The following is a 25,067-nucleotide window of genomic DNA, read 5'->3' as shown; positions in this document are numbered from 1 at the left end:
CTCACGCCCACACCCTCGACGAACCCGCACCGCTCCAAGGAGAGTCCATGACCGACGCCCCGAACCTGCCGGGTTACGCGCACGTCTACTCGGGCAAGGTGCGTGACCTCTACGCGCCGCTCGACGACGCGGGCAACCCGCGCGACGACCAGGTGCTGCTCGTCGCGAGCGACCGCATCTCGGCGTTCGACTACGTCCTGTCGACGCCGATTCCGGACAAGGGCGCGGTGCTGACGCAGCTGTCGCTGTGGTGGTTCGAGCAGATGGCGGACCTCGTGCCCAACCACGTCATCTCCACGGACGTGCCGGAGGCAGTCGCCGGGCGCGCGGTGCTCGTCGAGCGTCTCGACATGGTGCCGCTCGAGGCGATCGCCCGCGCCTACCTCACCGGTGGCGGGCTGTCCGAGTACCGCGAGACGGGTTCGGTGTGCGGCGTCGCGCTGCCCGCGGGGCTCGAGGACGCGTCGAAGCTGGACGAGCCGATCTTCACGCCGACGTCGAAGGCCGAGCTGGGGGAGCACGACGAGCCCATGACGTACGACGAGGCCGTCGATCTCATCGGTGCCGAGCGAGCCGGGGAGATTCGGGACCTCACCGTCCGGATCCTGCAGCGCGGCAACGAGATCGCGTCCGAGCGCGGCATCCTCATCGCCGACACGAAGGTGGAGTTCGGGGTTCGCGCCGACGGCACGCTCGTGCTCGCGGACGAACTGCTCACGCCCGACTCGTCCCGCTTCTGGCCGGCCGACGACTGGCAGCCTGGCCGCGCACAGAACAGCTTCGACAAGCAGTTCGTACGCGACTGGCTCACCTCCGACGCATCGGGCTGGGACAAGGCGAGTGGCGAGGAGCCGCCTGCGCTGCCGGCCGACGTCGTCGAGGCCACCCGCGCCAAGTACGTCGAGGCGTACGAGAACCTCACGGGTCGCATCTTCGCCTGAGCCCCGGGACGCACGAAGCGCGGGCGCCCTCCACCGGGTCGCCCGCGCTTCGAGTGTCTGCTGCGGTCAGCCCGTCTGTCCGACGAAGCAGCTGCTGGGTTCCCAGTGCTCCGGTGCCGCGCCGAGCTTGACTCGGAAGTCGCCGCTCTTGGCGCCGGTGACGGTGGGTAGGCCGTTGCCGACCACGACGCGACCGGTGGAGTCGTGGCACACGGCGCTGAAACCGACCGGGCCGATGTCCTCGGGCGCCTTGAACGTGCCCGTGATGAGCGGCCAGCGGCCCTCGTGGCCGTCCTTCGTCACCTTGACGTTGCTCACCGAGATGTCGTGGGAGTTCTCGTCCTCGGTCACCTTGGTGATCTTCATGCGGACCTTCTTCGCGCCGGCGGGGGCTTTGCTGATCTTGTTCGAGACCTTCGTCATTCCGGTGCCCGAGCCGACGTTGATCTTGTCCTCGGTGGTTTCGAGAACCTTGCCCGCGGAGTCGAGGAGCTCGTACTGGATCGTCGCCTCGCCCGGCCCCGTGCCGTCCACCTTCCAGACGCTGTAGAGCTTGGCGTAGCCGGAGTCCTTCGATGCCTTGTACCCGCCGGCCATGACGACCTTCGCGCTCTTGAGGACCTCGCTGCTCGGCACCTTGATCGTCTCGGGGGCGTCCGGACGGGCGCCCGTGGGCCCGGAGTTCTCACTTGCCGTGGAACCGCTTGAGGAGGTGCCTTCCGACGACGGGCTTGCCGACGAGGATGGGCTGTCGGACGAACTGTTGTCGCTCGACGTGGAGGACTCGCTCGCCGTAGAGCTCGAGGTCTTCGACTCGGATGCGCCCCCACCGGCGGAGGTTTGCTCGGGGCCACATGCCCCGAGCGCGAGAGTGGAGGCCAGCCCGAGGGCCACCAGCGTTGCACGTGACGCGTTCCTCATGATCAATTCCTTTGTGTGTGCGGTCGATTGACACTCCGACGGTGGCGACGCCCATCCGGTTCCGTCGCTTTGCGCAGGACGATCTCGGGCGCGGTGGGCCTTCGGGCGGAAGAGAAACACCGCTCGTGAGCGTGGAGGCAACGCCGGCCCGGCGGAGTACGGGCAACCGGCCTCTGGCAGGCTCGCTCGACGTCGCAGAACTGGCTCGTCGGTGGGACAGCGAGCCCGATCTCGCCGTCGGGCGGAGGCTGCCGCCCCCGTACACTCGGAAGGGCAAAAGGTTCGCCTCAGCCAGCCAACGACACCCACGCCGGTGTCAAAGAAAACCTGCAGGAGTTAACCCATGGGCCACGTCGTCGTCGACGTCATGCTGAAGTCCGAGATCCTCGACCCCCAGGGTCAGGCCGTCGCCGGTGCGCTCCCGCGCCTCGGTTTCGAGCAGTTCACCGACGTGCGCCAGGGCAAGCGCTTCGTCCTCGAGGTCGAGGGTGACGTCACCGAAGCCCACCTCGCCGCGGCGCGCGACGCCGCCGACAAGCTCCTGTCGAACCCGGTCATCGAGGACGTCATCAGCGTCCATGACCTGGCCGACGAGGACGCCCGATGAAGATCGGCGTCATCACCTTCCCCGGTTCGCTCGACGACCACGACGCCAAGCGCGCCGTCCGTCTCGCAGGCGGAGACCCGGTCGACCTGTGGCACGGCGACGCTGACCTCAAGGGCGTCGACGCAGTCGTCGTCCCCGGCGGGTTCAGCTACGGCGACTACCTGCGCTGCGGCGCCATCGCGCGCTTCGCGCCGGTCATGGACAAGCTCGTGCCCGCCGCGCAGGGCGGCATGCCGGTGCTCGGCATCTGCAACGGCTTCCAGATCCTGTGCGAGTCCCACCTCCTGCCCGGCGCGCTCATCCGCAACGAGCAACAGAAGTTCTTCTGCACCGACCAGGTGCTTCGCGTCGAGAACGCCTCCACCGCGTGGACGAACGACTTCGAGCAGGGCGCGGAGATCACCATCGCGCTCAAGAACGGTGAGGGCTGCTTCGTCGCCGACGCCAAGACCCTCGACGAACTCGAGGGCGAGGGGCGCGTCGTCTTCCGCTACCTGCACGGCAACCCGAACGGCTCCTACCGCGACATCGCCGGCGTGACGAACGAGCGCGGCAACGTCGTCGGCCTCATGCCGCACCCGGAACACTGCGTCGAGGAGGGCTTCGGCCCCTCGACCGACGGCCTGGCGTTCTTCACGAGCGCGATCAAGGCGCTCGCGAACGTCTGAGGGGATACGAGAACACATGAGTGACCTGAGCATGACGCCCGAGCCCGGCCACGAAGCCGGCGCCCGCGAACACCACACCGACAGCAACCAGATCATCGCTGCTCCCAAGACCGACGGCCTGGACACGGTGACGAAGGCCGAGGCCTCGCCCGACCTCGAGCAGCCGTGGGCGGAACTCGGCCTCAAGGAGGACGAGTACGCCCGCATCCGCGAGATCCTCGGCCGCCGCCCGACAAGCGCCGAACTGGCCATGTACTCCGTGATGTGGAGCGAGCACTGTTCCTACAAGAGCTCGAAGGTGCACCTGCGCCGCTTCGGCGACCTGCCGAGCGAGACCCCGCGCGGCAAGCAGCTCGCCGGCATCGGTGAGAACGCCGGCGTCATCGACATCGGCCAGGGCTGGGCCGTCACCTTCAAGGTGGAGTCGCACAACCACCCGAGCTACGTCGAGCCCTACCAGGGCGCGGCCACCGGCGTCGGCGGCATCGTGCGCGACATCATGGCCATGGGCGCGCGCCCGATCGCCGTCATGGACCCGCTGCGCTTCGGCGCCCTCGACCACCCCGACACCGCCCGCGTGCTGCCCGGCGTCGTCGCCGGCATCGGCGGGTACGGCAACTGCCTCGGCCTGCCGAACATCGGCGGCGAGGTCGTCTTCGACGACTGCTACCAGGGCAACCCGCTCGTCAACGCCCTGTGCGTCGGCAAGCTGCGTCACGAGGACCTGCACCTCGCGAAGGCTGCGGGCAAGGGCAACAAGGTCATCCTGTTCGGCGCCAAGACGGGCGGCGACGGTATCGGAGGCGTCTCTGTTCTCGCCTCGGAGACGTTCGACGCCGAGGGCCCGGCCAAGCGTCCGGCCGTTCAGGTCGGCGACCCGTTCGCCGAGAAGGTGCTCATCGAGTGCTGCCTCGACCTGTACGCCGCGGGCGTCGTCGAGGGCATCCAGGATCTCGGTGGCGCGGGCCTCTCGTGTGCAACCTCCGAGCTGGCCTCGGCCGGTGACGGCGGCATGCGCATCGAGCTCGACCGTGTTCCGCTGCGCGACTGCTCCCTTCGGGCCGAGGAGATCCTCATGTCCGAGTCGCAGGAGCGCATGATGGCCGTCGTCGAGCCGGAAAAGCTCGACGAGTTCATGGCGATCGCGAACAAGTGGGACGTCGAGGCCACCGTTCTCGGCGAGGTCACGGACGGCGAGCACCTCGTCATCACGTGGCACGGCGAGGTCGTCGTCGACGTTCCGCCGCGTTCTGTTGCTCACGACGGCCCCGTCTACGAGCGTCCGCTCGCGCGCCCCGACTACCTCGACGCACTGCAGTCCGACTCCGCGTCGCTGCTGACGCGCCCGTCGTCGGGTCACGAGCTGCGCGAGCAGCTGCTCGCTGTGCTCGGTTCGCCGAACATCGCCGACAAGTCGTGGATCACCGACCAGTACGACCGCTACGTCATGGGCAACACCGCGCTCGCGATGCCGGACGACGCGGGCGTCGTGCGCGTCGACGAAGGCACCGGCCTGGGCGTCGCCGTTTCCACCGACTGCAACGGACGCTTCACGAAGCTCGACCCGTTCATCGGCTCCCAGCACGCCGTCGCCGAGGCGTACCGCAACGTCGCGGCCACGGGTGCGACGCCGCTCGCCGTCTCCGACTGCCTCAACTTCGGTTCGCCGGAGGACGCGGGTGTCATGTGGCAGTTCAGCCAAGCGGTCGACGGCATCATCGAGGCGTGCCGCTCGTTCGGTACGCCGGTGACCGGCGGCAACGTGTCGTTCTACAACCAGACCGGTGACGTGGCCATCCACCCGACCCCAGTCGTCGCTGTGCTCGGCGTCATGGACGACGTCAGCAAGCGCACGCCGTCGGCATGGAAGGACGCTGGCCTCGCGCTCTACGTCCTAGGCGAGACGCGCGACGAGCTGAACGGCTCCGAATGGGCGGGCGTCGTGCACGGCCACCTCGGTGGCACGCCGCCGCAGATTCACCTCGACAACGAGAAGGCACTCGCCACCGTCCTCATCGACGGTGCGCGTGACGGCCTGTTCGCCTCGGCGCACGACCTCTCGTCCGGTGGCCTCGCGGTCGCACTGGCTGAGGGTGCGGTGCGTCACGGTGTGGGTGTGTCCGTCGAGTTCGAGCAGGGCAACGCGTTCGTCTCGCTGTTCTCCGAGTCGGCCGGACGTGCACTCGTCGCTGTTGCGCCCGAGCACGTCGAGGCCTTCGAGGCCATGGCCGGTGGGCACGGCGTGCCCGCGACGAAGATCGGCGAAACGGGCGGGGGAGCGCTCGCCGTCGGCGACCTGTTCTCCGTGCCGGTGGCCGAGCTCGCCGAGACGCACCAGGCGCCGCTGCGCAAGGTCTTCGGCTGATCGACCGAACGAAAGCGGCGGGCCGGTTCTTCGGAACCGGCCCGCCGCTTCGTTGTGCGCGGTGGGAGCGTCACACGATCAGCAGGGGGAGAGGATCAGCCCGAAGCCGCGCAGCAGGTGGACGGCGGCCAGGGCGAGCAGGATGGCAACCAAGCCCGCGCGCAGCGCCACCGGCAGCATGTCCGCAAGGCGCTGGACGGTCGGAGACCACGTCACCAGGCGCAGACACCGAGAGCGATCGCAACGAAGAAACCGGTCAGATCGACGGACGAGCACGAGGTGACCTCGCCGTTGTGAGTTTGCGTTGAGGTCTGACTGAGTTTGACGCCGAAACCGAGCAGACCGATGGCCAGACCGATCCAGAACGCGTTGGGGACGGCATTGAGGTTCGGCGTGGTCCGGGAGGGTGCGTTCGGTGACGTCGTCATCGGTCTCATTGCTTCATCGGCGATCTGAAAAGCGTTGCGGGGCAGGTTCTGTGGCCACGCTGAGGGTGAGACGCACCGAACAGTTGGATGGCTCCACTGGACTTTGCGAATGTTGGGTCTCGTCGTGAGCCGCGGCGGGCACTCTGTCGATGGGCTGCTGGCGATGAGTATGGTCGGACCATGCCTGCGATCGTCGAAGCCCTGCGTGAAGTTCTGCCCGCCGACGTCCTCGTGACCGACACTGACGTCATCGCGTCCTACGCCCACGACGAGGCCGAGTGGGCGCCGTTCGGAACCCCCGCCGCCGTCGTACGACCGACGACGTCGGAGCAGGTTCAGCAGGTTGTTCTGGCCTGCCTCGAACACGATGTCGCCGTCGTGCCACGGGGCGCCGGAACGGGCCTTTCGGGTGGCGCGAACGCACTCGACGGCTGCGTCGTCATCAGCCTCGAGAAGATGAACCGCATCGTCGAGATCAACGCGACGGAGCGCCTCGCGGTCGTGCAGCCCGGCGTCGTCAACGACCACCTGCGCGCCGCTGCGGGAGAGCAGGGCCTGTGGTACCCGCCGGACCCGGCCTCCGCGCCCTGGTCGACGATCGGCGGCAACTGCGCCACCAACGCCGGCGGCCTGTGCTGCGTCAAGTACGGCGTCACGCGCGACTACGTCCTCGCCCTCGAAGTCGTCACCGGCACCGGCGAACTCGTGCGCGTGGGACGCCGAACGGCGAAGGGCGTCGTCGGCTACGACCTCGTCGGCCTCATGGTCGGCAGCGAGGGAACACTCGGCATCATCACCGAGATCACCGTCAAACTGCGCGCGGCCCGCGCACCCGAGACGACGGTCGTGGGGTTCTTCCCGGACGTCGTCTCCGCCGGAAACGCCGTCCAGGGCGTCGCGGACGCCGGAATCGCGCCCTCCGCACTCGAACTCGTCGACCAGGTGTGCCTCAAGGCCGTCGACGACTGGAAGAACATGGGCCTGCTCGACATGTGCTCCGAGCACCTCGACGGCGAGAGCGAGGATAGGGGCGGCGCTGCCGTTCTGCTCGGCCGCATCGACGACCCGGGCGCCGTCGGCGAGCAGGAGGCCACCCGCATGGTCGACGTGTTCACCTCCGCCGGAGCGAGTTTCGCCGCCCGCTCGACGAGCGAGGAGGAAGCGGAGACGTTCTTCGCGGCGCGCCGCCTGGCCTACCCGGCGCTCGAACGCCTCGGCGACACCCTCACCGAAGACGTCTGCGTGCCCAAGGCCGAGGTGCCCGGCATGCTCTCGCGCATCGAGGAGATCGCCGCGAAGCACGACACCGTCATCGCCAACATCGCGCACGCCGGCGATGGCAACCTCCACCCGCTGCTCATCACCGAGCCCGGCGATGACGCCGCCCGCGAACGCGCCCAAGCGGCGTTCGCCGAGATCATCGACGCCGCCCTTGCCGTCGGTGGCACCGTCACCGGCGAGCACGGCGTCGGCCTGCTCAAGATGCCGGGGCTCGAGCAGGAGCAGACGGGTGTCGTCATCGACATGCAGCGCGCGATCAAGCGCGCACTCGACCCGAAGGGCATCTTCAACCCGGGCAAGGTCTTCTCGGCCTGACGGCAAGCCGCGTGCCGGGGGTCACCGCTGGCGCAGCGCGGTCATCTCTCCGACGGCAGGACGTCGCGGCGGGTCACTGAAGCCGAAGCCGCACGCGGTGAGGTCCGTCAGGTTGCCGAGTGGCCGTCCTGTGTAGGTGCCGGAGACGGCCGTGATGACGCGCTCGCCGCGCGCACAGTGGTGCTCGCGGCGGCCGTCGCGTAGGCGTCCGACGGCGTACACCGCGCGAAAGCTCGGCACACCGAGCGACAGGACGCGCAGCATGATCTCGGTGAACCAGGCGAACCCGCGCGTCTCGGTCACGGATGACGGGAGGCGTGAGATGACGGCCCCGCGGCGCGTCGGGCTACCCAGCTTGAGGGTGAGACGTGACAGCGGTGGCCCCTCGACGGGATCGACCTCGACGGCCCATTCCTGCCCCGCCCGCGCGATGCGGACGTCAGCAAGGACGACGTTGTCGATGCCGTGGAGCAGCCGCACGTCGTCGGCGAGGATCTCGCTCTCCACGTAGAGGGTTCGACAGCCGTCGGCCTCCGCGACGAGCAGGCCGCACCACGAGCCGAACGGTGATTCGTCCCAGCACGAGGCGACGAAGCGCTCACCACTCGTCGTGGCGAACGACGCGAGCCGGCCGCGGTAGCGCTCGAGATCCGCGGCGCGGTGACGAGGCAGCGGGATTCGTGATGCAAGTTCACGCATTGGCGCGGCGCCGACGATGGCGCGGCTGGCACGACGGGCACCAGAACAGGTTGCGGCCCGCGAACTCCTCGAGCGCAACGGGTGTGCCGCACACCAAACACGGTTGACCGGCCCGGCGGTAGACGTAGACCTCGCCTCCGTGCTTGTCGACGCGCGGCTCGCGCCCCATCGCCTCCGGCGTGTGCTCGGGTCGCACGGTGTCGATTCGACCGTCACGCACACCGAGTGGCATGAGGGCGACGAAGTCCGCCCAGATCGCGTCGAACTCCTCGCGCCGTAGGAACTTGCCGGGCATCTTCGGGTCGATGCCGTGACGGAACAGCACCTCGGCTCGGTAGATGTTGCCGACGCCGGGAAACACCTTCTGATCCATGAGGAGCGCCGCGACGGGCGTGCTCGTGCGTCGCACTCGAGCCCAGGCACGTTCGGGGTCGGCGTCACCGCGCAGGGGATCCGCGCCGAGCTTCGACGTGATCGTGTCGACCTCGTCGGGCGTGCGCAGCTCGCAGACGTTGGGCCCCCGCAGATCCATGACGACGCTCCCGCGCGGGTCGCCGTCCGTTGCGGAGACCCCGAGCCGCCACCGGATGGCGCCCGTCGCCGGCACGTCGGCCGGTTCGATTCCCTCGGTGAAGAAGAACTTGCCGAGCAGCCCGAGGTGGATGTTGACGCGCTCGTCCATGCCCTCGAACCCGACGAACATGTGCTTGCCCCACGCCTCGGCCGCGTCGAAGACTCGCCCGTCGACGCGAGCGGCACTGTCGCTGAATCGGCCCTGCGGCGACGAGGATTCGACGACACGTCCGGAGAACTGGTCGTTGAGAATGCCGGCGATTCGGTGGGTGACGTGACCTTCGGGCATCAGGTGACCTTCCGTGGGCGAGCGGGGCGCGTCATCGCACTCGCCACGCGCCGAGTTCGGGTGGGACGGGGGATCGTTCGGCATCTGTCGTGAAAGCGGGCGCGCCGCGGAAGAGCGAGGTGAGTTCGGCGCCCGCCCGGACTCCCGTGGGGAACATGGCGCGAGCCGCGCTTTGTCGAATCGTCGCGACGTCGAGGGACGATTCCGTCCGTGTCGCAGCGAGAACGACATTGCCGAACCGGCGGCCCTTGAGCACTTCCTGGGCCCCGACGACGACGGCGTGGGGGAGCCGCTCGACGAAGGTTGCCGCGGCTCGACCGGTCCAGGCGAAGCCCGGCTCGTCGGACAGGTTCGCGAGCAGCACACCGGACGGCTTGAGCACTCGCGCCACGTCGTCGGCGAACGCTGGGGAGACGAGCTCCGCGGGCACACGCCCGTCCGCAAACGCGTCGAGGACGACGACGTCCGCCGACTCGTCCTTGAGATCGCGCACGCCGGCCGCCCCGTCGACGCCGCGCACACGGATGCGGTGGCTGCGTGGAAGAGGCAGCTCACGGCGCACGGCCTCGGTGAGTTGGGTGTCGGGTTCGAGCACGATCTGCGGTGAGCCGGGGCGCGTGGCTTCGACGTAGCGCGCCAGGGTGAGCCCGGCGCCGCCGACGTGGGTGACCCCGAGCGGTGCGGGAGCCGGCGGCGCGAGAGCGTCGACGAGCATCGCGAAGTGTTGGACGTACTCGAACTCGATGGAGGTCGGGTCGTCCGGGTCGACGTGCGACTGGGGATGGCCGTCGCGCATCACCGTCACGCCGCCGCGGCCGTCACGCACGAACTCGAAGCGATCGTTCGTCGGTGCGGACGGCGCGGGGTCGGGGGAGAAGCGACGGCGGGCCATGCCCCAACTCTAGGTCGGTGGGCTCGCTTGCCTCGTCCTGCGTCGGCTGTGGTGCAGCGCAAGCCTGCCCGCGCGCTACACGGGGCGGGCCTGTCGGAGGGAAGGGGGCGACACCGTTCTAGGATCGACGCCATGCCACCTCGTCGACGTATCGACCCCGCCGCGGGCCGCGAGGCCGTCCTCACCTGGGCGCTCGACCCAGAGGCCGCGACGCGACCCGTCACCGCAACCGCCGTGCGCTACACGCTCGAGGAGCTGGGCATCCAGGCACCCGGGCGCACGGTCGAAGTGCGTGTTCCGCCGTTCGGGGCAGTGCAGTGCGTCGCGGGCCCGGTGCACACGCGAGGCACCCCGCCGAACGTCACCGAGACCGACGCGGCGACGTGGCTACGCCTCGCGACCGGTCGCCTCACGTGGGCCGAGGCTGCCGCAGGCGGGAAGCTGCGCGTCTCCGGTCAGCGCGCGGATGTTTCTGCATATCTGCCGATCGTGCCGGTCATCTGACCGTCCGACGCCCCGTTCACCGCTTCCGCGCGGCTACGGCGTCACATGACGACGCCGCCCGCCCCCAGCAGGGGACGGGCGGCGTCGTTCGTGCGTGGGGTCAGCGCTTCGAGGCGTCCCAGTGGCGGAACATCGCAGCCTTCGCGGCGTCCTCGCTCGTGAACCACACCTCGGCCTCTGTCTGCTCGTAACCCGGGCTGTCGGGCGTGTGGAACAGCATCGAGTCGGCGTTGCCCTTGATCGTGAACTCGGGCGACGGCGCGGAGCCGTCTTCGTTCGGCTCGGCCGAACCCGGGCCGAACGGGCCGTCCTGCTGGCCCGCCGAGCTCGCGTGGTCGGGCTCGCCGTCGTTCGATTCACCCTCGTCCGTGCCGGCGACGAACGTCTGCTCGTCGGACTCCGACTGCGACGACGAAGCCTCGTCGGTGGCGCTCGCGGAGCGGCTCTGCGAGTCGTCCGAGACGTCGGCGGAGACGGAGAACTCGTCGCTGCTCGTCTCCTGGACCTCGCCGCTCTTGGCGGGGGCCGCGTCCTCCGGCGTCGTCGGGGCAACACCGCTGTCCTCGACGACGGCACTGTCGGAGGCGGCGAACTCGTCGTCCTCACGCTCGAGCTCGACGTTGTCGGCCGACGGCTCCCCGGTGGCACCGGCGTCAGCCGCGGCCTCGGTGCTCTCGGAAACGGGCGCGTCGGTCGTCTCCGCCTTCGGAACCGGGGCGCTGTCGAGCTGGTCGAGCGGCAGGGGCTCGGTGCCCCAGTCGTCGCCACCCGAGCTCGCGGGTGCTGCCGCAGCGGCCGGAGCCGATGCGGAATCGGAGCTCGAAGACGCAGACTCGGTCGAGTCCTCGGACTCACTCTCGGACGCCGCAGCATCCGGTGCACCTGCAGCGTCCGATGCGGGAGCCTCGTCCTCGACGGCATCCGTGGAGGCGTTGGCAGCTGCGTCGCCCGCGGCGGTGTCGTCGGCTGCCGCGCCCTGCGAGGACGTCTCCGGGGAGGCAGCTTCCGTGTCATCCGACGTCGCGTCGCTCGACGGCTGCTCCGACGCCTCAGCGGGCGACTCGGCCGGCTCGGACTGCGCCGCGGGAGCGTTGTCGAGGTCGGCCAGGGCCGGGGGCTCGGTGTTCCAGTCGTCCCCACCCGAACCACCGGAGCTCGCAGCGGCGGCAGTGGCCGCCGTGGCCGTCGCAGCAGCCGCAGCCGGCGCGACGCTGCTCTTCTCGCCCTCGGACTTCTCGGTCGTTTCCTCAGCGTCGGACTCGTCGCTCGAAGCGGGCTTCGTCTCCTCCGCCGTGGCCTCCTCACCCGGAGCCTTCGAGTCGGACTCAGCCGACTCGGACGGTGCTTCGCTCGTCGACTGCGTCGAGGTCTCGGCAGACGACGCAGCGGGAGCGCTGTCGAGGTCCTCCAGAGCAGGGGGCTCGGTGGCCCAGTCGTCGCCGCTCGAGCTGGCCGGCGCAGCGGCAGCCGGCTTCTCGTTCGCCTCTGACGACTCCGGGGCCTCACTGGTCTCGGCCTTCGGAGCCTCTGCGTCACTCGGCTCGGCGGGCTTCGTCGCAGCCTTCTCGTCGTTCGCCGACGCGGCCGGAGCGCTGTCGAGGTCCTCGAGAGCCGGCGGCTCGGTGGCCCAGTCGTCGCCACCCGAGCTCGCGGCGGCGGCAGGCGCGACAGTGGGATCCGTGTCGGTAGCCGCCTCCGAGGAAGCCTGCGTCTCCGCGGGCTTGTCCTCGCTCTTGGCTTCGACAGGGGCCGAGTCGTCGAGAGCCGGGGGCTCCGCATCCCAGTCGTCGCCGGACGCGGCGGGCGCGGGGGCGGCCTTCGTGTCAGCAGCGGCCGAGTCGTCGAGGGCCGGGGGCTCGGCATCCCAGTCGTCGCCCGACGAAGCGGCGGCAGGAGCAGCCTCGGCCTTGCTCTCGGACTTCGGCTCGGCAGCCGACGAGTCGTCGAGAGCCGGGGGAGCAGCGTCCCAGTCGTCGCCGGAGGACGCAGCCGGAGCTGCTTCGGTCTCGGCGGGCTTGCTCGCGGTCTTCGCGGACGCGTCGTCCACGGCCGGGGGCTCGGCGTCCCAGTCGTCGCCCGACGAGGCGGCAGAAGCCTCGTCCGTCTTTGCGGTTTCCTTCTCGGCAGCCTTGGCCGAGTCGTCGACGGCGGGCGGGGCTGCGTCCCAGTCGTCGCCGGCAGCAGCCTGCGCGTCGTCGTTCTTCTCGGTGTTGGCCACCGGGGCCGGAGCGGCGTCCCAGTCGTCGGAGCCGGAAGCGTTGTCGTCCTTCGAGGAGGCGGCAGCAGCCGCACCCGTGGCACCGGCAGCGCCGGCCGCGGCGGCGGTCTTCCCCTTGCCGTCCTGCTTCTTCGCGTCCTTGCCGGAGGTCTCGTCGACCTCGGCCTTCGCAGGCTCGGCCCTGTCGGCGTCCTGCTCGGCCTTCGAACCGGCCGTCTCGATCTCGTCGGACTCCCCGTCCGTTGCCTCAAGGGTCTCCGGCTCCTCCTCGGAGCCGATCTTGTTCTTGCCGCTCACGCCGTGGATGCCGACAGAGCCACCCTTCTTCGGGTCGCGCATCAGCAGCCATGCGATACCCGCCAAGGCGAGGAGCACGACGAGGAGGATCAGCCACTTCATGGTTCGTCCCATCGATGATTGAGCAATGACATACCTACCGGCACCTTACCGCCGGGTCACTTCGCGTGGCTGGCTCCTCGGCGCAGCCGTTTCCTGGGCGTGACGCGGCTGCAGCGCCCGTGCGCCGCGTTGCTACCGTTGGCATCGTGAGATCACGCAACGCGAAGAAGCCCGCCGCCGTCGCCGACCAGCGTCCGGTGCAGGGCGAGGACGGAATCCCCCTCGCACGGGTGAGCCGTTCGCCGCGCATCCTGCCGTTCGTCCTCACGGGCCTCGTGCTGGGTGTCGTCGTCGGTCTCGTCATCGCCATCACCGGCGGTGAGGGCGGCAACTACACGGAGGGTTCCACCCTCGGTTACTTCGCCCTCCTCTTCGGCGGCATCGGCGCTCTCCTCGGTGGGGTCGGCTTCGCCCTCGCCGACAAGCGCGCCCAGCGCTGACGGCAACGGCGCCCCGAACCTCCGAAGGCCTGAGACCGCCGTCTCAGACGCTCGTCCGCACCGGGTAGCCGGCGCGTGAAACAATGACGCGGTGACACGCGGTGACGGAAAACTCACGCACGATCTCCTCCCCGGCGAGAAGGGGCCGCAGGACGCCTGTGGCGTCTTCGGCGTCTGGGCCCCCGGCGAGGACGTCGCGAAGCTGACCTACTACGGGCTGTACGCCCTGCAGCACCGCGGGCAGGAGTCCGCGGGCATCGCCACGAGTGACGGGCGAAGCATCCTCGTCTACAAGGACATGGGCCTCGTCTCCCAGGTCTTCGACGAGACGAACCTCGCCTCCCTCAAGGGCCACCTCGCCATCGGTCACTGCCGCTACTCGACGACCGGCGGTTCGACGTGGGAGAACGCCCAGCCGACGCTCGGTGACACCGCCAAGGGCACCGTCGCGCTCGCGCACAACGGCAACCTCATCAACTCCGCGGAACTGCGCGAGACGCTCGAGGACATCCACGGCGAGCTGGGCAACACCCAGGGCGAACTGCGTCGCGGCAACACCACCGACACGGCCCTCGTGACGACGCTGCTCGGCTCGCACCCCGAACTCTCCCTTGAGGAGACCGCGCTCAAGGTGCTCCCGCAGCTGCGCGGGGCATTCTGCTTCACCTTCATCGACGAGAACACGCTGTACGCCGCGCGCGACCCCCAGGGCATCCGCCCGCTCGTCATCGGTCGCCTCGACCGCGGCTGGGTCGTCGCGAGCGAGACGGCCGCGCTCGACATCGTGGGCGCCAGCTTCGTGCGCGAGGTCAACCCCGGCGAGATGATCGCCATCGACTCCGACGGCCTGCGTTCGACGATGTTCGCCAAGCCCGAGCCGAAGGGCTGCGTCTTCGAGTACGTCTACCTCGCCCGCCCCGACACGACGATCAGCGGCCGTGAGGTCTACGAGAGCCGCGTCGAGATGGGTCGTCAGCTGGCCCGCGAGTTCCCCGTAGACGCCGACATGGTCATGCCGACGCCCGAATCCGGCACGCCGGCGGCCATCGGCTACGCCGAGGAATCCGGCATCCCCTACGGCATGGGCCTCGTGAAGAACGCCTACGTCGGGCGCACCTTCATCGCGCCGAGCCAGACGATCCGTCAGCTCGGCATCCGCCTCAAGCTCAACCCGCTCAAGCCGATCATCAAGGGCAAGCGCCTCGTCGTGGTCGACGACTCGATCGTGCGCGGCAACACCCAGCGCGCGCTCGTGCGGATGCTGCGCGAAGCCGGTGCCCTCGAGGTGCACGTGCGCATCTCCAGCCCGCCCGTGCGCTGGCCCTGCTTCTACGGCATCGACTTCGCCACGCGCGCCGAGCTCATCGCGAACGGTGCCAACGTCGAGGAGATCTGCACGTCGATCGGTGCCGACTCCCTCGGCTACATCAGCCCCGAGGGCATGATGGCGGCCACCCAGCAGGAGCCGGAGAACCTGTGCTCCGCGTGCTTCACCGGCGAATACCCGGTCGAGCTGCCGTCGTCCGGCCGCCTCGGCAAGGACCTGCTCGAACTGCAGCTTCCCGTCGAGTTCGCCGGGGCCGACCCCACCGACGTCGGCACGGCCGACCTCGCCCGCACCAACCCCGACGGTGTCTCGCCGCTGGCCGGTGGCGGCGCGGTCGACCCGTCCCGCATCTCGCACTGACCGCCGACACGCCCCCATGAAGGACGAACGACACATGACGCAGAACGAGGCCATCACCTACGCCGGAGCCGGTGTGGACGTCGAAGCCGGTGACAAGGCCGTCGAGCTCATGAAGGAGTCGGTCAAGGGTGCGCAGCGCCCCGAGGTCCTCGGCGGCCTGGGCGGGTTCGCCGGGCTGTTCGACGCCTCGGTGCTCGGCGGAATGACGCACCCGATCCTCGCGACCTCGACCGACGGTGTGGGCACGAAGGTGGCCATCGCGCAGGCACTCGACAAGCACGACACGATCGGGTTCGACCTCGTCGGCATGGTCGTCGACGACATCGTCGTGTGCGGCGCGGAACCGCTCTACATGACCGACTACATCGCCACCGGCAAGGTCGTTCCCGAACGCATCGCCGCGATCGTCTCCGGCATCGCTGCCGCGTGCCGCCAGGCCAATGTCGCTCTCATCGGCGGCGAGACGGCCGAACACCCGGGCCTGCTCGCCGAGGACGAGTACGACGTCGCGGGCGCCGCCACCGGCGTCGTCGACAAGAAGGACCTCATCCTGCCCGAGTCCGTGCGTGAGGGTGACGTCGTTCTGGGCCTCGCCTCGAGCGGCATCCACTCCAACGGGTACTCGCTCGTGCGCAAGGTCTTCTCCAGCGCCGGTTGGGGCTACAACAAGAACGTCGAGGAGTTCGGCCGCACGCTGGGGGAGGAGCTGCTCGAACCGACGCGCGTGTACGCCGCCGACCTCCTGCGCCTCATCCGCACGGACGGCGTCGACATCCACGCCCTCTCCCACGTCACGGGCGGTGGGCTCGCGGCCAACGTGGCGCGCGTCCTGCCCAAGGGCATGGGTGCACGCATCGAGCGTGCGACGTGGACGCCGCCCGCGGTCTTCGACGTCGTCCAGCGCGTCGGCAACGTGCCGCAGAGCGACCTCGAGCGCACACTCAACATGGGTGTCGGCTTCGTGGCCGTGCTGCCCGCGGAGCAGGCCGCCACGGCCGTCGAGGTCTGTGAAGAGATGAACCTGCCGGCGTGGCGCATGGGCAAGATCGTCGCCACCGATCGCCTCGACGCCGCCGAAGCCGAGGTGGTCTCCGGCGCCAAGGGCGTCGACGCGGGCGCCTGTCAGATCGTCGGCGACTACGCCTGAGCTTGTCGCGGCCGACGCCGACCTGCCGCTTCCACCGAGGGGCGAAAGCGGACGGCGTCGGACGTGACGAGGGCATGACGAATGCCTCCGACCCCGAAGGGTGGGAGGCATTCGTTCACATCAACTCAGATGCGGGTTGAGCTACGAGAGGTGGACGCTCAACGGTCGCCCGACGCCCACGTGTCGTACTCGTCGTACTCGTCGCCGTCGTTCACTCGGTCAGCCGACGAGTCTCGAGCGTCCGACGTGCTGCGCGAAGCGCGCAGTTCACGCTCCAGCGCCCTCAGGTCGGTGTCCGGAGTCGAGTACTTGAGCTCGCGAGCAACCTTGGTCTGCTTGGCTTTGGCCCGGCCGCGCCCCATGGCGAGACCCCCTCTGTGTTTGCCAGGGCGGCCCCCATCGGTCCATGCACGCGGCATCGACCTCAGGAGGAGGGCCCTGGGGATCCTAAGTTTCTGTCGTGGGGGTAACGCTACCTCAGAACAGGGCCGGAACGCCCATCGGGTCGCCCGTCTAGGACGCGCTCTCACCGCGTCAGCCCGGCGCTGACGCGGTGGTTCGCCCTGCGCGAACGCGCCGGTGGGTCAGCGGGGGTCGTCCTTGGTGCGCTTGCGCATGACGAGGAACGTTCCCGCGACCGCCGCAGCAGCCGCCACGGTGCCTCCGATGACGAACAGGGGCATGTTGTCGCCGGGCTCGTCCGTGGTCGGGGTCGACGGGCCCTTCACCGTCGACGAGGACGCGGGGGAGCTGGGGTCGACGGGCTTTAGGGTGCCCGGCGCCTCGGAGCCGTTGGAGGTGCCCGTCGACGTCGAGGAGTTCGCCGCGCCCTTGAGCGTGAACGAGTACGAACCGCTGATGGGGTGACCGTCGGAGGAGGTGACCCGCCACGTCACGGCGTACGTGCCGTTGCCGGTCGGCTCGAACGGCACCGTCACGCGCTGGCCGTCCGCCTTCGGCGTCCCCTGCTTGGTCTTGCCGTCCGGCCCCTTGACGGCGACCTGGCTGCCCACGTCGAGCACTGGCGCACTGAACGTCAGTGTCAGCCGCTGCGGAGCCGACGTGACGGTGGTGCCGGCGGCCGGCTGAGCACCCGTGAGGGAGTCGTGCGCGGATGCGGCGGGGGCGCACGCGAGAGCGATGAGCGCTACGGCGCCGGGGATGAGGACGCGAGAGGTACGTGCGGTCATGCCCCCATTCTGGCGCGGCCGCGCTGAGTGTGGGCTTCCGGGCCTAGTGTTGCGTGTCATGGTGGAGCGCTACACGACGATCGCCCGCGCCGTGCAGGCCGAGATCGAGGCCAAGAGGTCACGTTTCCTGTGCGACCTCGTGCCGGTGGCGAGCGAGGACGAGGCTCGTGCCGTCGTCGAGAGGGCTCGCAAGCACTGGGACGCCCGCCACCACTGCAGCGCGTTCGTGCTCGGGCCGGCCGCCGACATTCGGCGCTCCAACGATGACGGTGAGCCCTCCGGCACGGCAGGTACCCCGATGCTCGACGTGCTCACCGGCGCCGACCTGACGGACGTCGTCGTCGTCGTCACCCGGTGGTTCGGCGGCACGTTGCTCGGCACGGGCGGCCTCGTGAAGGCCTACTCCGACGCCGTGCGGGCGGCGCTCGACGAGGCGCGTCTCGTCCACTACGAGCGGCAGGTGCGACTGACCTGCCAGGTGACTCTCGCGGACGTCGGGCGCGTGGAGAACGCGCTGCGCGCAGCGGGTTTCGTCGTCGCCGACGTCGACTACGCCACGCACGCGGCGGCCGGGCGCGCCGGCCTGGAGGTCGCTGCACCGTCGGATGCGCTGGGGCGCGCCGACGCGGCTCTGGCGGAACTCACGTCCGGCGAGGCGGCGTTCGAGCGGGTCGGGCAGACCTGGGCGGCGAAGGGCTGACCAGCGGTCCGCCCGCCCGCGCGCACACCCGAGGGAAATGCAGGTGAGACGAGGGTGGCGCCTGGCGTCGGCGTGGGAGAAGGTGAAGGCATGAGCACGCCCAAGCTGAGCACCCAAGAAACGTACGATCTCGACCGCGCGCACGTGTTCCACTCGTGGTCCGCGCAGGGATCCCTCGACCCGATGGTCGTCACGCGCGCGCAGGGGACGCGCCTGTGGGACGGCGACGACAACGAGTACCTCGACTTCACCGGCCAACTCGTCTTCACGAACATCGGCCACCAGCATCCGCGCGTGGTCGAGGCGATCCAGGAGCAGGCGGCCACGCTGTGCACCATTGGCCCGAGCAACGCCAACGACCGTCGTTCGCAGCTCGCGTCGATGATCTCCGACCTGCTGCCCGACAACCTCAACAAGGTCTTCTTCACCAACGGTGGCACCGAGGCCAACGAGCACGCCGTGCGCATAGCCCGCGAGTTCACCGGTCGGCGCAAGCTGCTGTCGGCCTACCGCAGCTACCACGGGGCGACGGCGCAGTCGATCCACCTCACCGGTGAGCAACGCCGCTTCGCCAACGACAAGGGCGCGAGCGAGGTCGTGCACTTCTTCGGGCCGTTCCTCTACCGCAGCGAGTTCTTCGCCGAGAGCCCCGAGCAGGAGTGCGAGCGTGCCCTCGCCCACCTCGAGCGCACCATCCAGATGGAATCGCCCGACGCGTTCGCGGCCCTCGTGCTCGAGCCCGTCATCGGTTCGGCGGGCATCATTCCGCCGCCCGCCGGCTACCTCGAGGGCGTGCGCGAGATCTGTGACCGCTACGGCATCGTCTTCATCGCCGACGAGGTCATGGCCGGCTTCGGCCGCACCGGCAAGTGGTTCGGCCACCAGCACGCCGACGTCGTGCCCGACCTCATCACGTTCGCCAAGGGCGTCAACTCCGGTTACGTGCCGCTCGGCGGCGTCGTCATCAGCGACGCCATTGCCGGGCACTTCGACGAGCGCGCCTACCCGGGCGGCCTGACGTACTCCGGTCACCCGCTCGCCTGCGCTGCCGGCGTCGAGACGATCACCACGATGAAGGACGAGGGCATCGTCGACAACGCCCGCCGCATCGGCGAGGACGTGCTCGGCCCGGGGCTGGCAAAGCTCGCCGAGACTCACGACATCGTGGGTGACGCTCGTGGCGTGGGGGTCTTCTGGGCCCTGGAGCTCGTCGAGGACGCCGAGACAAAGAAACCCGCCACGGAGGCTGCCGCCACGGTGGCTGCCGCCGCGAAGAAGAACGGCCTGCTCGTCATCGCTGCGGGCAACCGCCTGCACATCGTGCCGCCGTGCACCGTGAGCGACGAGGAGATCTCGACGGCGCTTTCGATTCTCGACGAGGCGCTCGGCTCGCTGAGCTGACGCTCGCTCGATGGTTCTGCGCCGTCTCGTGCCCTTCGGGGTGCGAGGCGGTGCAGTTCGTCGTCCCGGGGGAGCGTCGAGCGTGGAGAGGCCGTCGGGCAAGACCTTGGAGACACGGAGAAGCCCCCGAGTGTGAACTCGGGGGCTTCCTCGGTGGAGCGTGGCCAGAGACGGGGTCGAACCGCCGACCTAGCGATTTTCAGTCGCTCGCTCTACCAACTGAGCTATCTGGCCCTTGGGAAAGGGATGGCGACCCCGACGGGACTCGAACCCGCGACCTCCGCCGTGACAGGGCGGCGCGCTAACCAACTGCGCTACGGGGCCTTGAAATAAGGCCGATTTGTGCTGGTATCCCCAACGGGATTCGAACCCGTGCCGCTGCCGTGAAAGGGCAGTGTCCTAGGCCGCTAGACGATGGGGACATGCGCAAATCATCGAGCTTTGCTTTGCGATCTTCACCTCTCGGCGCCGCTCGAACTTGCGTAACTTTAGTACACGTCTCGGGGGCATTGCAAAACGGCCCGATCTGCCCGGAACCTCAGGGAATCTCCTTGCGAGCGAACGCCCGGACGCGGTCGGCCGGCCACGTCGTGATGACCCGTTCCAGGGGCACGTCGAGCCGCTCGACGCGTTCGGCGCCGTAGGCGAGGAAGTCGAGCTGGCCGGGGGCGTGGGCGTCGGAGTCGAGCGAGAAGTAGCACCCGGCGTCGAGAGCCTCACGGATGAGGTCGTCCGGCGGGTCGCAGCGTTCGGGGCGCGCGTTGATCTCGACGGCGACACGGTGCTCGGCGCACGCCGCAAAGACCGCCTTCGAATCGAACGTCGACGGCGGCCTCGTGCCGCGCTCGCCCTCCACGAGGCGGCCCGTGCAGTGCCCGAGGATCGTCGTCGCGGGGTTCTCGATCGCCCCGAGCATCCGCTTCGTCATGGCTGCCGGGCCGGAGCGCAGCTTGGAGTGCACGGACGCGACACGGACGTCGAGCTTGGCGAGTATCTCGTCGCTCTGGTCGAGGCTGCCGTCGTCCTTGATGTCCACCTCGATGCCCTTGAGCAGTTCGAAGTCGGTTCCGGTGGAGGCCACAGCGTCGTTGAGGGCTTCGATGACGCCGAGCTGCTTCGTGAGGCGTTCGGCCGACAGGCCGTTCGCCACGCGCAGCGAGGGCGAGTGGTCGGTGAGCACGAGGTACTCGCGTCCGAGGCCGATGGCGGCCATGACCATCTCGTCGATGGGGGAGCCACCGTCACTCCAGTCGGAGTGGCTGTGGCAATCGCCCCGCACGGCCTTCATAACGTCCTGCCCGCCCTCGACGAGGAACTCCGGGCTCGACTCCTCCAAGGTGGCGAGGTACTCGGGCGTCTCGCCGTCGAGTGCCTGCGTGATGACGGCGAGCGTCGTCTTGCCGATACCGGAAACGTCGCCGAGCGTGCCCGCGGCGTGTCGGGCGCGCACCTCGTCGTCCGACAGCTTCGCGAGGGCGCGTGAAGCCCCTCGGAAGGCCTTGACGCGGTACGTTCCGGCGCGTCGGCGCTCGAGGAGGAAGGCGATGCGATCGAGCGCCTCACGGGGGGTGGGCACGGTGTCCATGCGAGTGAGCCTACGTGGAAGCCCCCACCGGGTCGTCTGCCTCGGCGCGGACGGGCCACTCACGCTCGGGCAGGCACAATGGGTGCGTGAGATCGTGGTCGCTCGTCATCGTCATCGTCGTGCTCTGCGCGCTCGTCGTGTACCTGCGCAGCAAGATGCGCGAGGGCGTGACCCGCTGGGCTGCCGAGCGCCTCGGCGGGTTAGCAGCACGCGCTCGCGCGAAGGCACTGCTGTGGTACGGATCGGCCACCGCGGCCGCGCTCGCTCTCCTCGTGGGCGGATACCTGGCGGCGCGCGCCGGAGGCTCCGTGGCGTACCTGCGGTTCGTTGCCGCGTTCCTCGTCTTCGTGCTCTTCGTTCCGGTGGCGACGCTCGGCGCGCCGAAGCTCACCAAGTGGCAGAAGAACTTCGGGCGACGCCTGCACGAGGCAGGCGCCGCCCGAGATGCCGCAGAGGCGTTCGCGCGCGTGGCGCGAGTCTTCTCAGTGGTCGGTGTTCTGTGCGGCGTCGGCGCCGTTCTCCTGGTCGCTCACCACACGCCGTGACGGGTCGCCCGCCTCGATCTGGGTGGACTGCGACGTGGAGCGCTGCTCGTTCGAACCGAGCGGGTTCGCGAGCGTCGACTCGAGGGCGGGCTTCGGCATGGCCTTCTCCTGAAGCTTCGCCGTCGAGTTCTGGATCGCCTTCGTCACCCACGGCCCGGCGAGGCTGACGACGGCCGCGCCGGCCGCCATCCACAGGCGCGGGTTACGCACGCCGCGCTTGACGAGCATCTTCTCGACGGTCTTGTCGACGCGCAGCGCGAGGCCCGACGTCACGAGCGCCATGCCGGCCGACGAGGCCGAGACGAGGTTGGCGCCTGCGCGCGAGGCGGGGCGGCCGTCGACGAGGTTGATCGTGTTGTCGGTCTTGCCGGCGATCTGGGATCGCGCCGGGCGACGGTCACCCGCGGCGGCGGCACCTACGGCCGTCAGGGTGTTCGACATCGCGAGGCCGCGACGCACCCAGCGGGGGAAGCGGGCGGGCCGGATGTAGGTCGTCGCCGCAGCGGTGAGAGCCGTGACGGCGGCTTGGCCGAACTGGGATTCGAGTGCGGGCACGGAGAATCGAGGCATGGTGTCAGCCTAGTTCGCGCGAGTGCCCGCGCAAGCGTCAGTTGGCGTGCGTGGTGCGTGAGAGGAGGCGCTTCGCCCCGACGGCGAGGACGAACGCGAGCGTGGTGGCGGCGAGCGTCACCTTGAACGCGGGGGCGACGCCGCCTTCGTCGACGAGGCGACCGGCGAGGGCGGCGCCTGTCGCGTAACCGAGACCGGTGGCGCCGGCGAGCAGCGTCATCGCCGTAGCTGTGCGCGAACGGTGCGTGATGAGTTCGCCGAGCGTGAACGTCGTGATCATGTACGGCGCGATGGCGAAACCGAGGATGACGAGCTCTGCGGCGAGCAGCGTGAGGTTGTCGACGGCGAGCAGCGGCAGGGAGAGAATCCACATCGCCGTGGCGAACATGAGCAGACGCTTGGGGTGGTTCGGCGCCTTCGTCAGGCGGCCGAGGGCGATTCCGGCGCTCACCGAACCGATGCCGAGCAACGCGTGGAACAGACCCGAGCTCTCGGGGTGCCCGGCGAGTTGAGTGAGCAGCGTCGTGCCCGTCTGGATCGAGCCGAACAGGTTGCCGATGAAGAACTGCGCGGCGACGAGGACCGTGAAGGCCGCGGTCCACAGCGGGGCCTTCGACGTGCCGACGGGCGTCGGCGCGAAGCGGCTGCTCGGGTGGCGGGCGAACTGGATGCCAAAGAGGCCGAGTAGCACGGCGGCGGCGAGGAGAGGCGCCCACGTGCCGAGAGCTGCCGCGGCGGCGCCGACGAGCACCGGGCCGACGACGAAGGACGCTTCGTCGGCTGCACCCTCGTAGGAGAAAGCGGTGCCGACGAGCCGGTCGTCGGCCTTGCGACCCACGATGATGGGGCGCCACCGTACACGGGCCAACTGGCCGACCTGCGGCAGGACGAACCCGGTGAGGGCAGCGACGACGGCAGTGGCGACCCAGTGAAGGTCGAAGTAGCGCGTGGCCACGGTGGCGAACAGACCGATCGTGCCCGCCACGCACTGGAACATGAGGACGCGCGACTGGCCGTGACGGTCGGTGAGCGACCCGAACCAAGGGGCGCCGATCGCGTTGCAGACGGCGAGCGCGCCCGCGCAGATTCCGGCCTGGGTGTAGGACTCCGTCGTCGTCGCGACGAGCAGCAGCGTGCCGAGCTGGGACATGGCCAGGGGCAGGCGTGCGATGAAGGCGACGACGATGTAGCGGTACCCGGTCAGCCCGAATAGCCCTGAATAACCCACTGCCGTACTCACCGCGCAAGTGTACGGGCGCGGACGACGGGGGCCGTCACCGTCGGGTCGCGTGACGTGTGAGCGCCGGCCCGTTCTGTGACCGGCGCAGCTCACGTAGTGGGCCAACGCTCACAGGGCGAGCCGGGGTGCGAGGTACGGTCGCAGGCTGAGTGCCGGAGTGAGAATCGCTGTCGTGGCGCTGGTGGCCCACGACCGCGTGCTTCTCGTGCATCGCCATCCGAGTCGTCAAAACTTCCCCGACCTTTGGGATCTGCCGGGTGGTCACGTCGAGGACGGCGAGGACTGGTCGGACGCTGCTGCGCGCGAGTGCGTCGAAGAACTCGGGGTAGGGGTGAAGAACCTGCTGCAGGTTCCTGTCGGACTCGCCATTCCTGGGGTGGACGCACGGGCATTCGTCACCAGCTGTTGGTCGGGTTCTCCCGCGAATCTCGAGCCTGACGAGCACGATGACCTGGGGTGGTTCACCGCAGAGGAACTCGTCGGGCTGACGATGGCCCACCCCTCGACGCGTGCCGCCGTCGAAGGAGCGCTCGAGTTGGGGATTAGCTGCTGAGCTTCGCAACTCGCACGATGGCGAATCCGAACCGCGCTCCCCGTTACGTCGCGCCAGAAGGGGTGGTTTCTTCCCTTCTTGCATCGAAACGACGGCCTTGGGCACACAAAGGGAAGAAATCGTCCCTTCGCGTGCGGACGTTCTCGGTCAGCGCGGCGAACCCCACTGAGCGCCGATACCCACGCTGCTGGTTCGGAGGCGGGGCGTAGGCGCCCTGGTGCGGCGGAACGTCGTTTCGCTGGGGTGGGTAGGTCGGCCCGCCGTGCGCGGCATCCCACGCCTGACGCTGCTCGGGCGTCTCCCAGCCGCGCTCCTCCGGAGTGCCCTGCGACATAGCTGGGTAACCGACGTTCGGCGGCACGGGGCTCGCGTTGATCTGCTCGACGTAGCGCTTCGCCGCGCCCCATCCGGCGATGGACTCGTCGTGATGACGGTCGTCCACCGTCACCCGGACCGGCACCCGTGCCCCGCCGAGGCTGCGCACGAGCAATACCGGCAGCGCGAAGATCCACTGCAGCAGGCACTCCGCGAGGAAGAACGGCAGGATGAGCAGCGCTGGCACGAGCCAGGGCAGCACGAGTATGAACATGAAGCAGCCAATGGCGGCCGAGATCGGGTCGTCGCCGCCACCGTGATTGTCCGTCGGCACACGGTCCCACAGCCTCGCGTTGAGAGCGCGCGTTCGGCTGCGCCACGGCAGCCACAGCCGGCGTGCCTTGTGCCTCTGAGCCACGTCGTCCCTCCCTGCCATCGAGCACGAGCAACCTGGTGTGGCCCTCGCGATCTGGTTCAGCCTAGGTCCGACGCAGCCGAACGCTCGTCGGCTCCACGATGTGGTGGGCGTCCCCGACCGCGTCGGCCCCGGGCCGGCTGAAATGCTCGCGCGGCGTGAGCGGTGGCGGGGCTACG

27 protein-coding genes and 3 tRNA genes are annotated in these 25,067 nt (G+C 69.4%); 14 read left to right on the top strand and 16 right to left on the bottom strand.

Going from position 1 to position 25,067, the window contains the following annotated elements; genetic code table 11:
* Positions 1-47: 47 nt before the first annotated feature.
* The gene (locus AA983_RS11425; protein ID WP_047312391.1) at positions 48-941 is read left to right on the top strand and encodes a phosphoribosylaminoimidazolesuccinocarboxamide synthase; all 894 of its coding nucleotides are present in this window, start codon (positions 48-50) and stop codon (positions 939-941) included.
* A 66-nt stretch (positions 942-1,007) separates the two neighbouring features.
* On the opposite strand, the gene AA983_RS11420 is transcribed toward AA983_RS11425, so the two are convergent.
* Complete coding sequence (locus AA983_RS11420; RefSeq protein ID WP_047312390.1) at positions 1,008-1,577, bottom strand: hypothetical protein; 570 nt, start codon at positions 1,575-1,577, stop codon at positions 1,008-1,010.
* Between AA983_RS11420 and AA983_RS11415 the strand changes: the two genes are divergently transcribed.
* The 4 genes from AA983_RS11415 (at position 1,537) to purL (ending at position 5,502) form a co-directional block, all read left to right on the top strand.
* The gene (locus AA983_RS11415; RefSeq protein ID WP_156170377.1) at positions 1,537-1,893 is read left to right on the top strand and encodes a hypothetical protein; all 357 of its coding nucleotides are present in this window, start codon (positions 1,537-1,539) and stop codon (positions 1,891-1,893) included. The genes AA983_RS11420 and AA983_RS11415 overlap by 41 nt on opposite strands.
* Positions 1,894-2,205: 312 nt before the next feature.
* On the top strand, positions 2,206-2,469 hold the full coding sequence (purS, locus tag AA983_RS11410) for a phosphoribosylformylglycinamidine synthase subunit PurS (RefSeq protein WP_047312388.1): 264 nt from the start codon (positions 2,206-2,208) through the stop codon (positions 2,467-2,469).
* A complete protein-coding gene (gene purQ, locus AA983_RS11405; RefSeq protein ID WP_047312387.1) occupies positions 2,466-3,137 on the top strand; it encodes a phosphoribosylformylglycinamidine synthase subunit PurQ in 672 nt (223 codons plus the stop codon). The genes purS and purQ overlap by 4 nt, the downstream gene beginning before the upstream one ends.
* Positions 3,138-3,153: 16 nt before the next feature.
* Positions 3,154-5,502, top strand: a complete 2,349-nt coding sequence (gene purL, locus AA983_RS11400; protein ID WP_231579596.1) for a phosphoribosylformylglycinamidine synthase subunit PurL — start codon at positions 3,154-3,156, stop codon at positions 5,500-5,502.
* A 78-nt stretch (positions 5,503-5,580) separates the two neighbouring features.
* Here the strand turns inward: purL and AA983_RS15515 are convergent, their stop codons facing one another.
* Both AA983_RS15515 and AA983_RS11395 read right to left on the bottom strand, forming a co-directional pair.
* Positions 5,581-5,718: a hypothetical protein gene (locus AA983_RS15515; RefSeq protein ID WP_156170375.1), complete on the bottom strand. Its 138-nt coding sequence runs from the start codon at positions 5,716-5,718 to the stop codon at positions 5,581-5,583.
* Positions 5,715-5,930 carry a hypothetical protein gene (locus AA983_RS11395; RefSeq protein WP_047312386.1) on the bottom strand — a complete coding sequence of 72 codons (216 nt, stop codon included), beginning with the start codon at positions 5,928-5,930 and terminating at the stop codon, positions 5,715-5,717. The genes AA983_RS15515 and AA983_RS11395 overlap by 4 nt, the downstream gene beginning before the upstream one ends.
* Before the next feature lie 180 nt (positions 5,931-6,110).
* On the opposite strand from AA983_RS11395, the gene AA983_RS11390 reads away from it, so the two are divergent.
* Positions 6,111-7,526 (top strand): FAD-binding oxidoreductase, encoded by a 1,416-nt coding sequence (locus AA983_RS11390; RefSeq protein ID WP_047312385.1) that lies wholly within the window; start codon positions 6,111-6,113, stop codon positions 7,524-7,526.
* A gap of 21 nt (positions 7,527-7,547) precedes the next feature.
* Here the strand turns inward: AA983_RS11390 and AA983_RS11385 are convergent, their stop codons facing one another.
* From AA983_RS11385 to AA983_RS11375, 3 genes are read right to left on the bottom strand one after another with little or no spacing between them, the layout of a single operon-like run.
* Positions 7,548-8,225, bottom strand: a complete 678-nt coding sequence (locus AA983_RS11385) for a hypothetical protein (RefSeq protein ID WP_047312384.1) — start codon at positions 8,223-8,225, stop codon at positions 7,548-7,550.
* Positions 8,218-9,087: an Fpg/Nei family DNA glycosylase gene (locus tag AA983_RS11380; protein WP_047312602.1), complete on the bottom strand. Its 870-nt coding sequence runs from the start codon at positions 9,085-9,087 to the stop codon at positions 8,218-8,220. Before AA983_RS11380 ends, AA983_RS11385 begins: the two co-directional genes overlap by 8 nt.
* Before the next feature lie 31 nt (positions 9,088-9,118).
* Positions 9,119-9,979 carry a spermidine synthase gene (locus tag AA983_RS11375; RefSeq protein ID WP_047312383.1) on the bottom strand — a complete coding sequence of 287 codons (861 nt, stop codon included), beginning with the start codon at positions 9,977-9,979 and terminating at the stop codon, positions 9,119-9,121.
* A gap of 132 nt (positions 9,980-10,111) precedes the next feature.
* Between AA983_RS11375 and AA983_RS11370 the strand changes: the two genes are divergently transcribed.
* Entirely contained in the window at positions 10,112-10,483 is a 372-nt protein-coding gene (locus AA983_RS11370) for a sterol carrier family protein (protein ID WP_047312382.1), read from the top strand.
* Positions 10,484-10,583: 100 nt separating this feature from the next.
* Here the strand turns inward: AA983_RS11370 and AA983_RS11365 are convergent, their stop codons facing one another.
* The gene (locus AA983_RS11365; protein ID WP_047312381.1) at positions 10,584-13,100 is read right to left on the bottom strand and encodes a hypothetical protein; all 2,517 of its coding nucleotides are present in this window, start codon (positions 13,098-13,100) and stop codon (positions 10,584-10,586) included.
* A gap of 146 nt (positions 13,101-13,246) precedes the next feature.
* On the opposite strand from AA983_RS11365, the gene AA983_RS11360 reads away from it, so the two are divergent.
* The 3 genes from AA983_RS11360 to purM all read left to right on the top strand — a co-directional run bounded on the left by AA983_RS11360 (position 13,247) and on the right by purM (position 16,374).
* The gene (locus tag AA983_RS11360; protein ID WP_129665114.1) at positions 13,247-13,540 is read left to right on the top strand and encodes a hypothetical protein; all 294 of its coding nucleotides are present in this window, start codon (positions 13,247-13,249) and stop codon (positions 13,538-13,540) included.
* Between the two features lie 91 nt (positions 13,541-13,631).
* Positions 13,632-15,227, top strand: a complete 1,596-nt coding sequence (gene purF, locus AA983_RS11355; protein WP_047312379.1) for an amidophosphoribosyltransferase — start codon at positions 13,632-13,634, stop codon at positions 15,225-15,227.
* Positions 15,228-15,261: 34 nt separating this feature from the next.
* Entirely contained in the window at positions 15,262-16,374 is a 1,113-nt protein-coding gene (gene purM, locus AA983_RS11350) for a phosphoribosylformylglycinamidine cyclo-ligase (RefSeq protein ID WP_047312378.1), read from the top strand.
* 158 nt (positions 16,375-16,532) lie between these two features.
* Here the strand turns inward: purM and AA983_RS11345 are convergent, their stop codons facing one another.
* Both AA983_RS11345 and AA983_RS11340 read right to left on the bottom strand, forming a co-directional pair.
* Positions 16,533-16,736, bottom strand: coding sequence for a DUF3073 domain-containing protein (locus tag AA983_RS11345; protein ID WP_047312377.1), 204 nt, complete (start codon positions 16,734-16,736; stop codon positions 16,533-16,535).
* Between the two features lie 222 nt (positions 16,737-16,958).
* Positions 16,959-17,564: a copper resistance CopC family protein gene (locus AA983_RS11340; protein ID WP_052947087.1), complete on the bottom strand. Its 606-nt coding sequence runs from the start codon at positions 17,562-17,564 to the stop codon at positions 16,959-16,961.
* A 58-nt stretch (positions 17,565-17,622) separates the two neighbouring features.
* Between AA983_RS11340 and AA983_RS11335 the strand changes: the two genes are divergently transcribed.
* Together AA983_RS11335 and AA983_RS11330 are read left to right on the top strand one after the other, a co-directional pair.
* Positions 17,623-18,264: a YigZ family protein gene (locus AA983_RS11335; protein ID WP_047312376.1), complete on the top strand. Its 642-nt coding sequence runs from the start codon at positions 17,623-17,625 to the stop codon at positions 18,262-18,264.
* Between the two features lie 90 nt (positions 18,265-18,354).
* Positions 18,355-19,665, top strand: a complete 1,311-nt coding sequence (locus tag AA983_RS11330; RefSeq protein ID WP_047312375.1) for an aspartate aminotransferase family protein — start codon at positions 18,355-18,357, stop codon at positions 19,663-19,665.
* Between the two features lie 161 nt (positions 19,666-19,826).
* On the opposite strand, the gene AA983_RS11325 is transcribed toward AA983_RS11330, so the two are convergent.
* The 4 genes from AA983_RS11325 to AA983_RS11310 all read right to left on the bottom strand — a co-directional run bounded on the left by AA983_RS11325 (position 19,827) and on the right by AA983_RS11310 (position 21,250).
* A tRNA-Phe gene (locus tag AA983_RS11325) sits at positions 19,827-19,899 on the bottom strand.
* Positions 19,900-19,912: 13 nt separating this feature from the next.
* Positions 19,913-19,989 (bottom strand) — tRNA-Asp (locus AA983_RS11320).
* Between the two features lie 22 nt (positions 19,990-20,011).
* A tRNA-Glu gene (locus AA983_RS11315) sits at positions 20,012-20,087 on the bottom strand.
* A gap of 116 nt (positions 20,088-20,203) precedes the next feature.
* A complete protein-coding gene (locus AA983_RS11310; RefSeq protein WP_047312374.1) occupies positions 20,204-21,250 on the bottom strand; it encodes a PHP domain-containing protein in 1,047 nt (348 codons plus the stop codon).
* Between the two features lie 86 nt (positions 21,251-21,336).
* Here AA983_RS11310 and AA983_RS11305 point away from each other — a divergent pair, with 86 nt between their 5' ends.
* A complete protein-coding gene (locus AA983_RS11305) occupies positions 21,337-21,795 on the top strand; it encodes a hypothetical protein (protein ID WP_047312373.1) in 459 nt (152 codons plus the stop codon).
* On the opposite strand, the gene AA983_RS11300 is transcribed toward AA983_RS11305, so the two are convergent.
* Both AA983_RS11300 and AA983_RS11295 read right to left on the bottom strand, forming a co-directional pair.
* Positions 21,733-22,365, bottom strand: a complete 633-nt coding sequence (locus AA983_RS11300; RefSeq protein WP_156170373.1) for a hypothetical protein — start codon at positions 22,363-22,365, stop codon at positions 21,733-21,735. The two genes, AA983_RS11305 and AA983_RS11300, sit on opposite strands and share 63 nt — an antisense overlap.
* Positions 22,366-22,402: 37 nt before the next feature.
* Positions 22,403-23,605, bottom strand: a complete 1,203-nt coding sequence (locus AA983_RS11295) for an MFS transporter (RefSeq protein ID WP_047312371.1) — start codon at positions 23,603-23,605, stop codon at positions 22,403-22,405.
* Between the two features lie 172 nt (positions 23,606-23,777).
* Here AA983_RS11295 and AA983_RS11290 point away from each other — a divergent pair, with 172 nt between their 5' ends.
* A complete protein-coding gene (locus AA983_RS11290; protein ID WP_231579595.1) occupies positions 23,778-24,158 on the top strand; it encodes an NUDIX hydrolase in 381 nt (126 codons plus the stop codon).
* A 43-nt stretch (positions 24,159-24,201) separates the two neighbouring features.
* On the opposite strand, the gene AA983_RS11285 is transcribed toward AA983_RS11290, so the two are convergent.
* The gene (locus tag AA983_RS11285; RefSeq protein WP_156170372.1) at positions 24,202-24,891 is read right to left on the bottom strand and encodes a hypothetical protein; all 690 of its coding nucleotides are present in this window, start codon (positions 24,889-24,891) and stop codon (positions 24,202-24,204) included.
* Positions 24,892-25,067: the final 176 nt, after the last annotated feature.

The sequence above is a fragment of the Dermacoccus sp. PE3 genome (assembly GCF_001021715.1).
Lineage (GTDB): Bacteria > Actinomycetota > Actinomycetes > Actinomycetales > Dermatophilaceae > Dermacoccus > Dermacoccus abyssi.
This window is presented reverse-complemented; position numbering and strand designations above follow the sequence as displayed.

Excerpts from the sequence above, each read along its gene's own strand:
- AA983_RS11425 (WP_047312391.1), top strand. The coding sequence starts at position 48 with ATGACCGACGCCCCGAACCTGCCGGGTTACGCGCACGTCTACTCGGGC.
- AA983_RS11415 (WP_156170377.1), top strand. The coding sequence starts at position 1,537 with ATGACGACCTTCGCGCTCTTGAGGACCTCGCTGCTCGGCACCTTGATC.
- purS (WP_047312388.1), top strand. The coding sequence starts at position 2,206 with ATGGGCCACGTCGTCGTCGACGTCATGCTGAAGTCCGAGATCCTCGAC.
- purQ (WP_047312387.1), top strand. The coding sequence starts at position 2,466 with ATGAAGATCGGCGTCATCACCTTCCCCGGTTCGCTCGACGACCACGAC.
- purL (WP_231579596.1), top strand. The coding sequence starts at position 3,154 with ATGAGTGACCTGAGCATGACGCCCGAGCCCGGCCACGAAGCCGGCGCC.
- AA983_RS11395 (WP_047312386.1), bottom strand. The coding sequence starts at position 5,930 with ATGACGACGTCACCGAACGCACCCTCCCGGACCACGCCGAACCTCAAT.
- AA983_RS11390 (WP_047312385.1), top strand. The coding sequence starts at position 6,111 with ATGCCTGCGATCGTCGAAGCCCTGCGTGAAGTTCTGCCCGCCGACGTC.
- AA983_RS11385 (WP_047312384.1), bottom strand. The coding sequence starts at position 8,225 with ATGCGTGAACTTGCATCACGAATCCCGCTGCCTCGTCACCGCGCCGCG.
- AA983_RS11380 (WP_047312602.1), bottom strand. The coding sequence starts at position 9,087 with ATGCCCGAAGGTCACGTCACCCACCGAATCGCCGGCATTCTCAACGAC.
- AA983_RS11375 (WP_047312383.1), bottom strand. The coding sequence starts at position 9,979 with ATGGCCCGCCGTCGCTTCTCCCCCGACCCCGCGCCGTCCGCACCGACG.
- AA983_RS11370 (WP_047312382.1), top strand. The coding sequence starts at position 10,112 with ATGCCACCTCGTCGACGTATCGACCCCGCCGCGGGCCGCGAGGCCGTC.
- AA983_RS11365 (WP_047312381.1), bottom strand. The coding sequence starts at position 13,100 with ATGAAGTGGCTGATCCTCCTCGTCGTGCTCCTCGCCTTGGCGGGTATC.
- purM (WP_047312378.1), top strand. The coding sequence starts at position 15,262 with ATGACGCAGAACGAGGCCATCACCTACGCCGGAGCCGGTGTGGACGTC.
- AA983_RS11345 (WP_047312377.1), bottom strand. The coding sequence starts at position 16,736 with ATGGGGCGCGGCCGGGCCAAAGCCAAGCAGACCAAGGTTGCTCGCGAG.
- AA983_RS11340 (WP_052947087.1), bottom strand. The coding sequence starts at position 17,564 with ATGACCGCACGTACCTCTCGCGTCCTCATCCCCGGCGCCGTAGCGCTC.
- AA983_RS11335 (WP_047312376.1), top strand. The coding sequence starts at position 17,623 with ATGGTGGAGCGCTACACGACGATCGCCCGCGCCGTGCAGGCCGAGATC.
- AA983_RS11330 (WP_047312375.1), top strand. The coding sequence starts at position 18,355 with ATGAGCACGCCCAAGCTGAGCACCCAAGAAACGTACGATCTCGACCGC.
- AA983_RS11310 (WP_047312374.1), bottom strand. The coding sequence starts at position 21,250 with ATGGACACCGTGCCCACCCCCCGTGAGGCGCTCGATCGCATCGCCTTC.
- AA983_RS11300 (WP_156170373.1), bottom strand. The coding sequence starts at position 22,365 with ATGCCTCGATTCTCCGTGCCCGCACTCGAATCCCAGTTCGGCCAAGCC.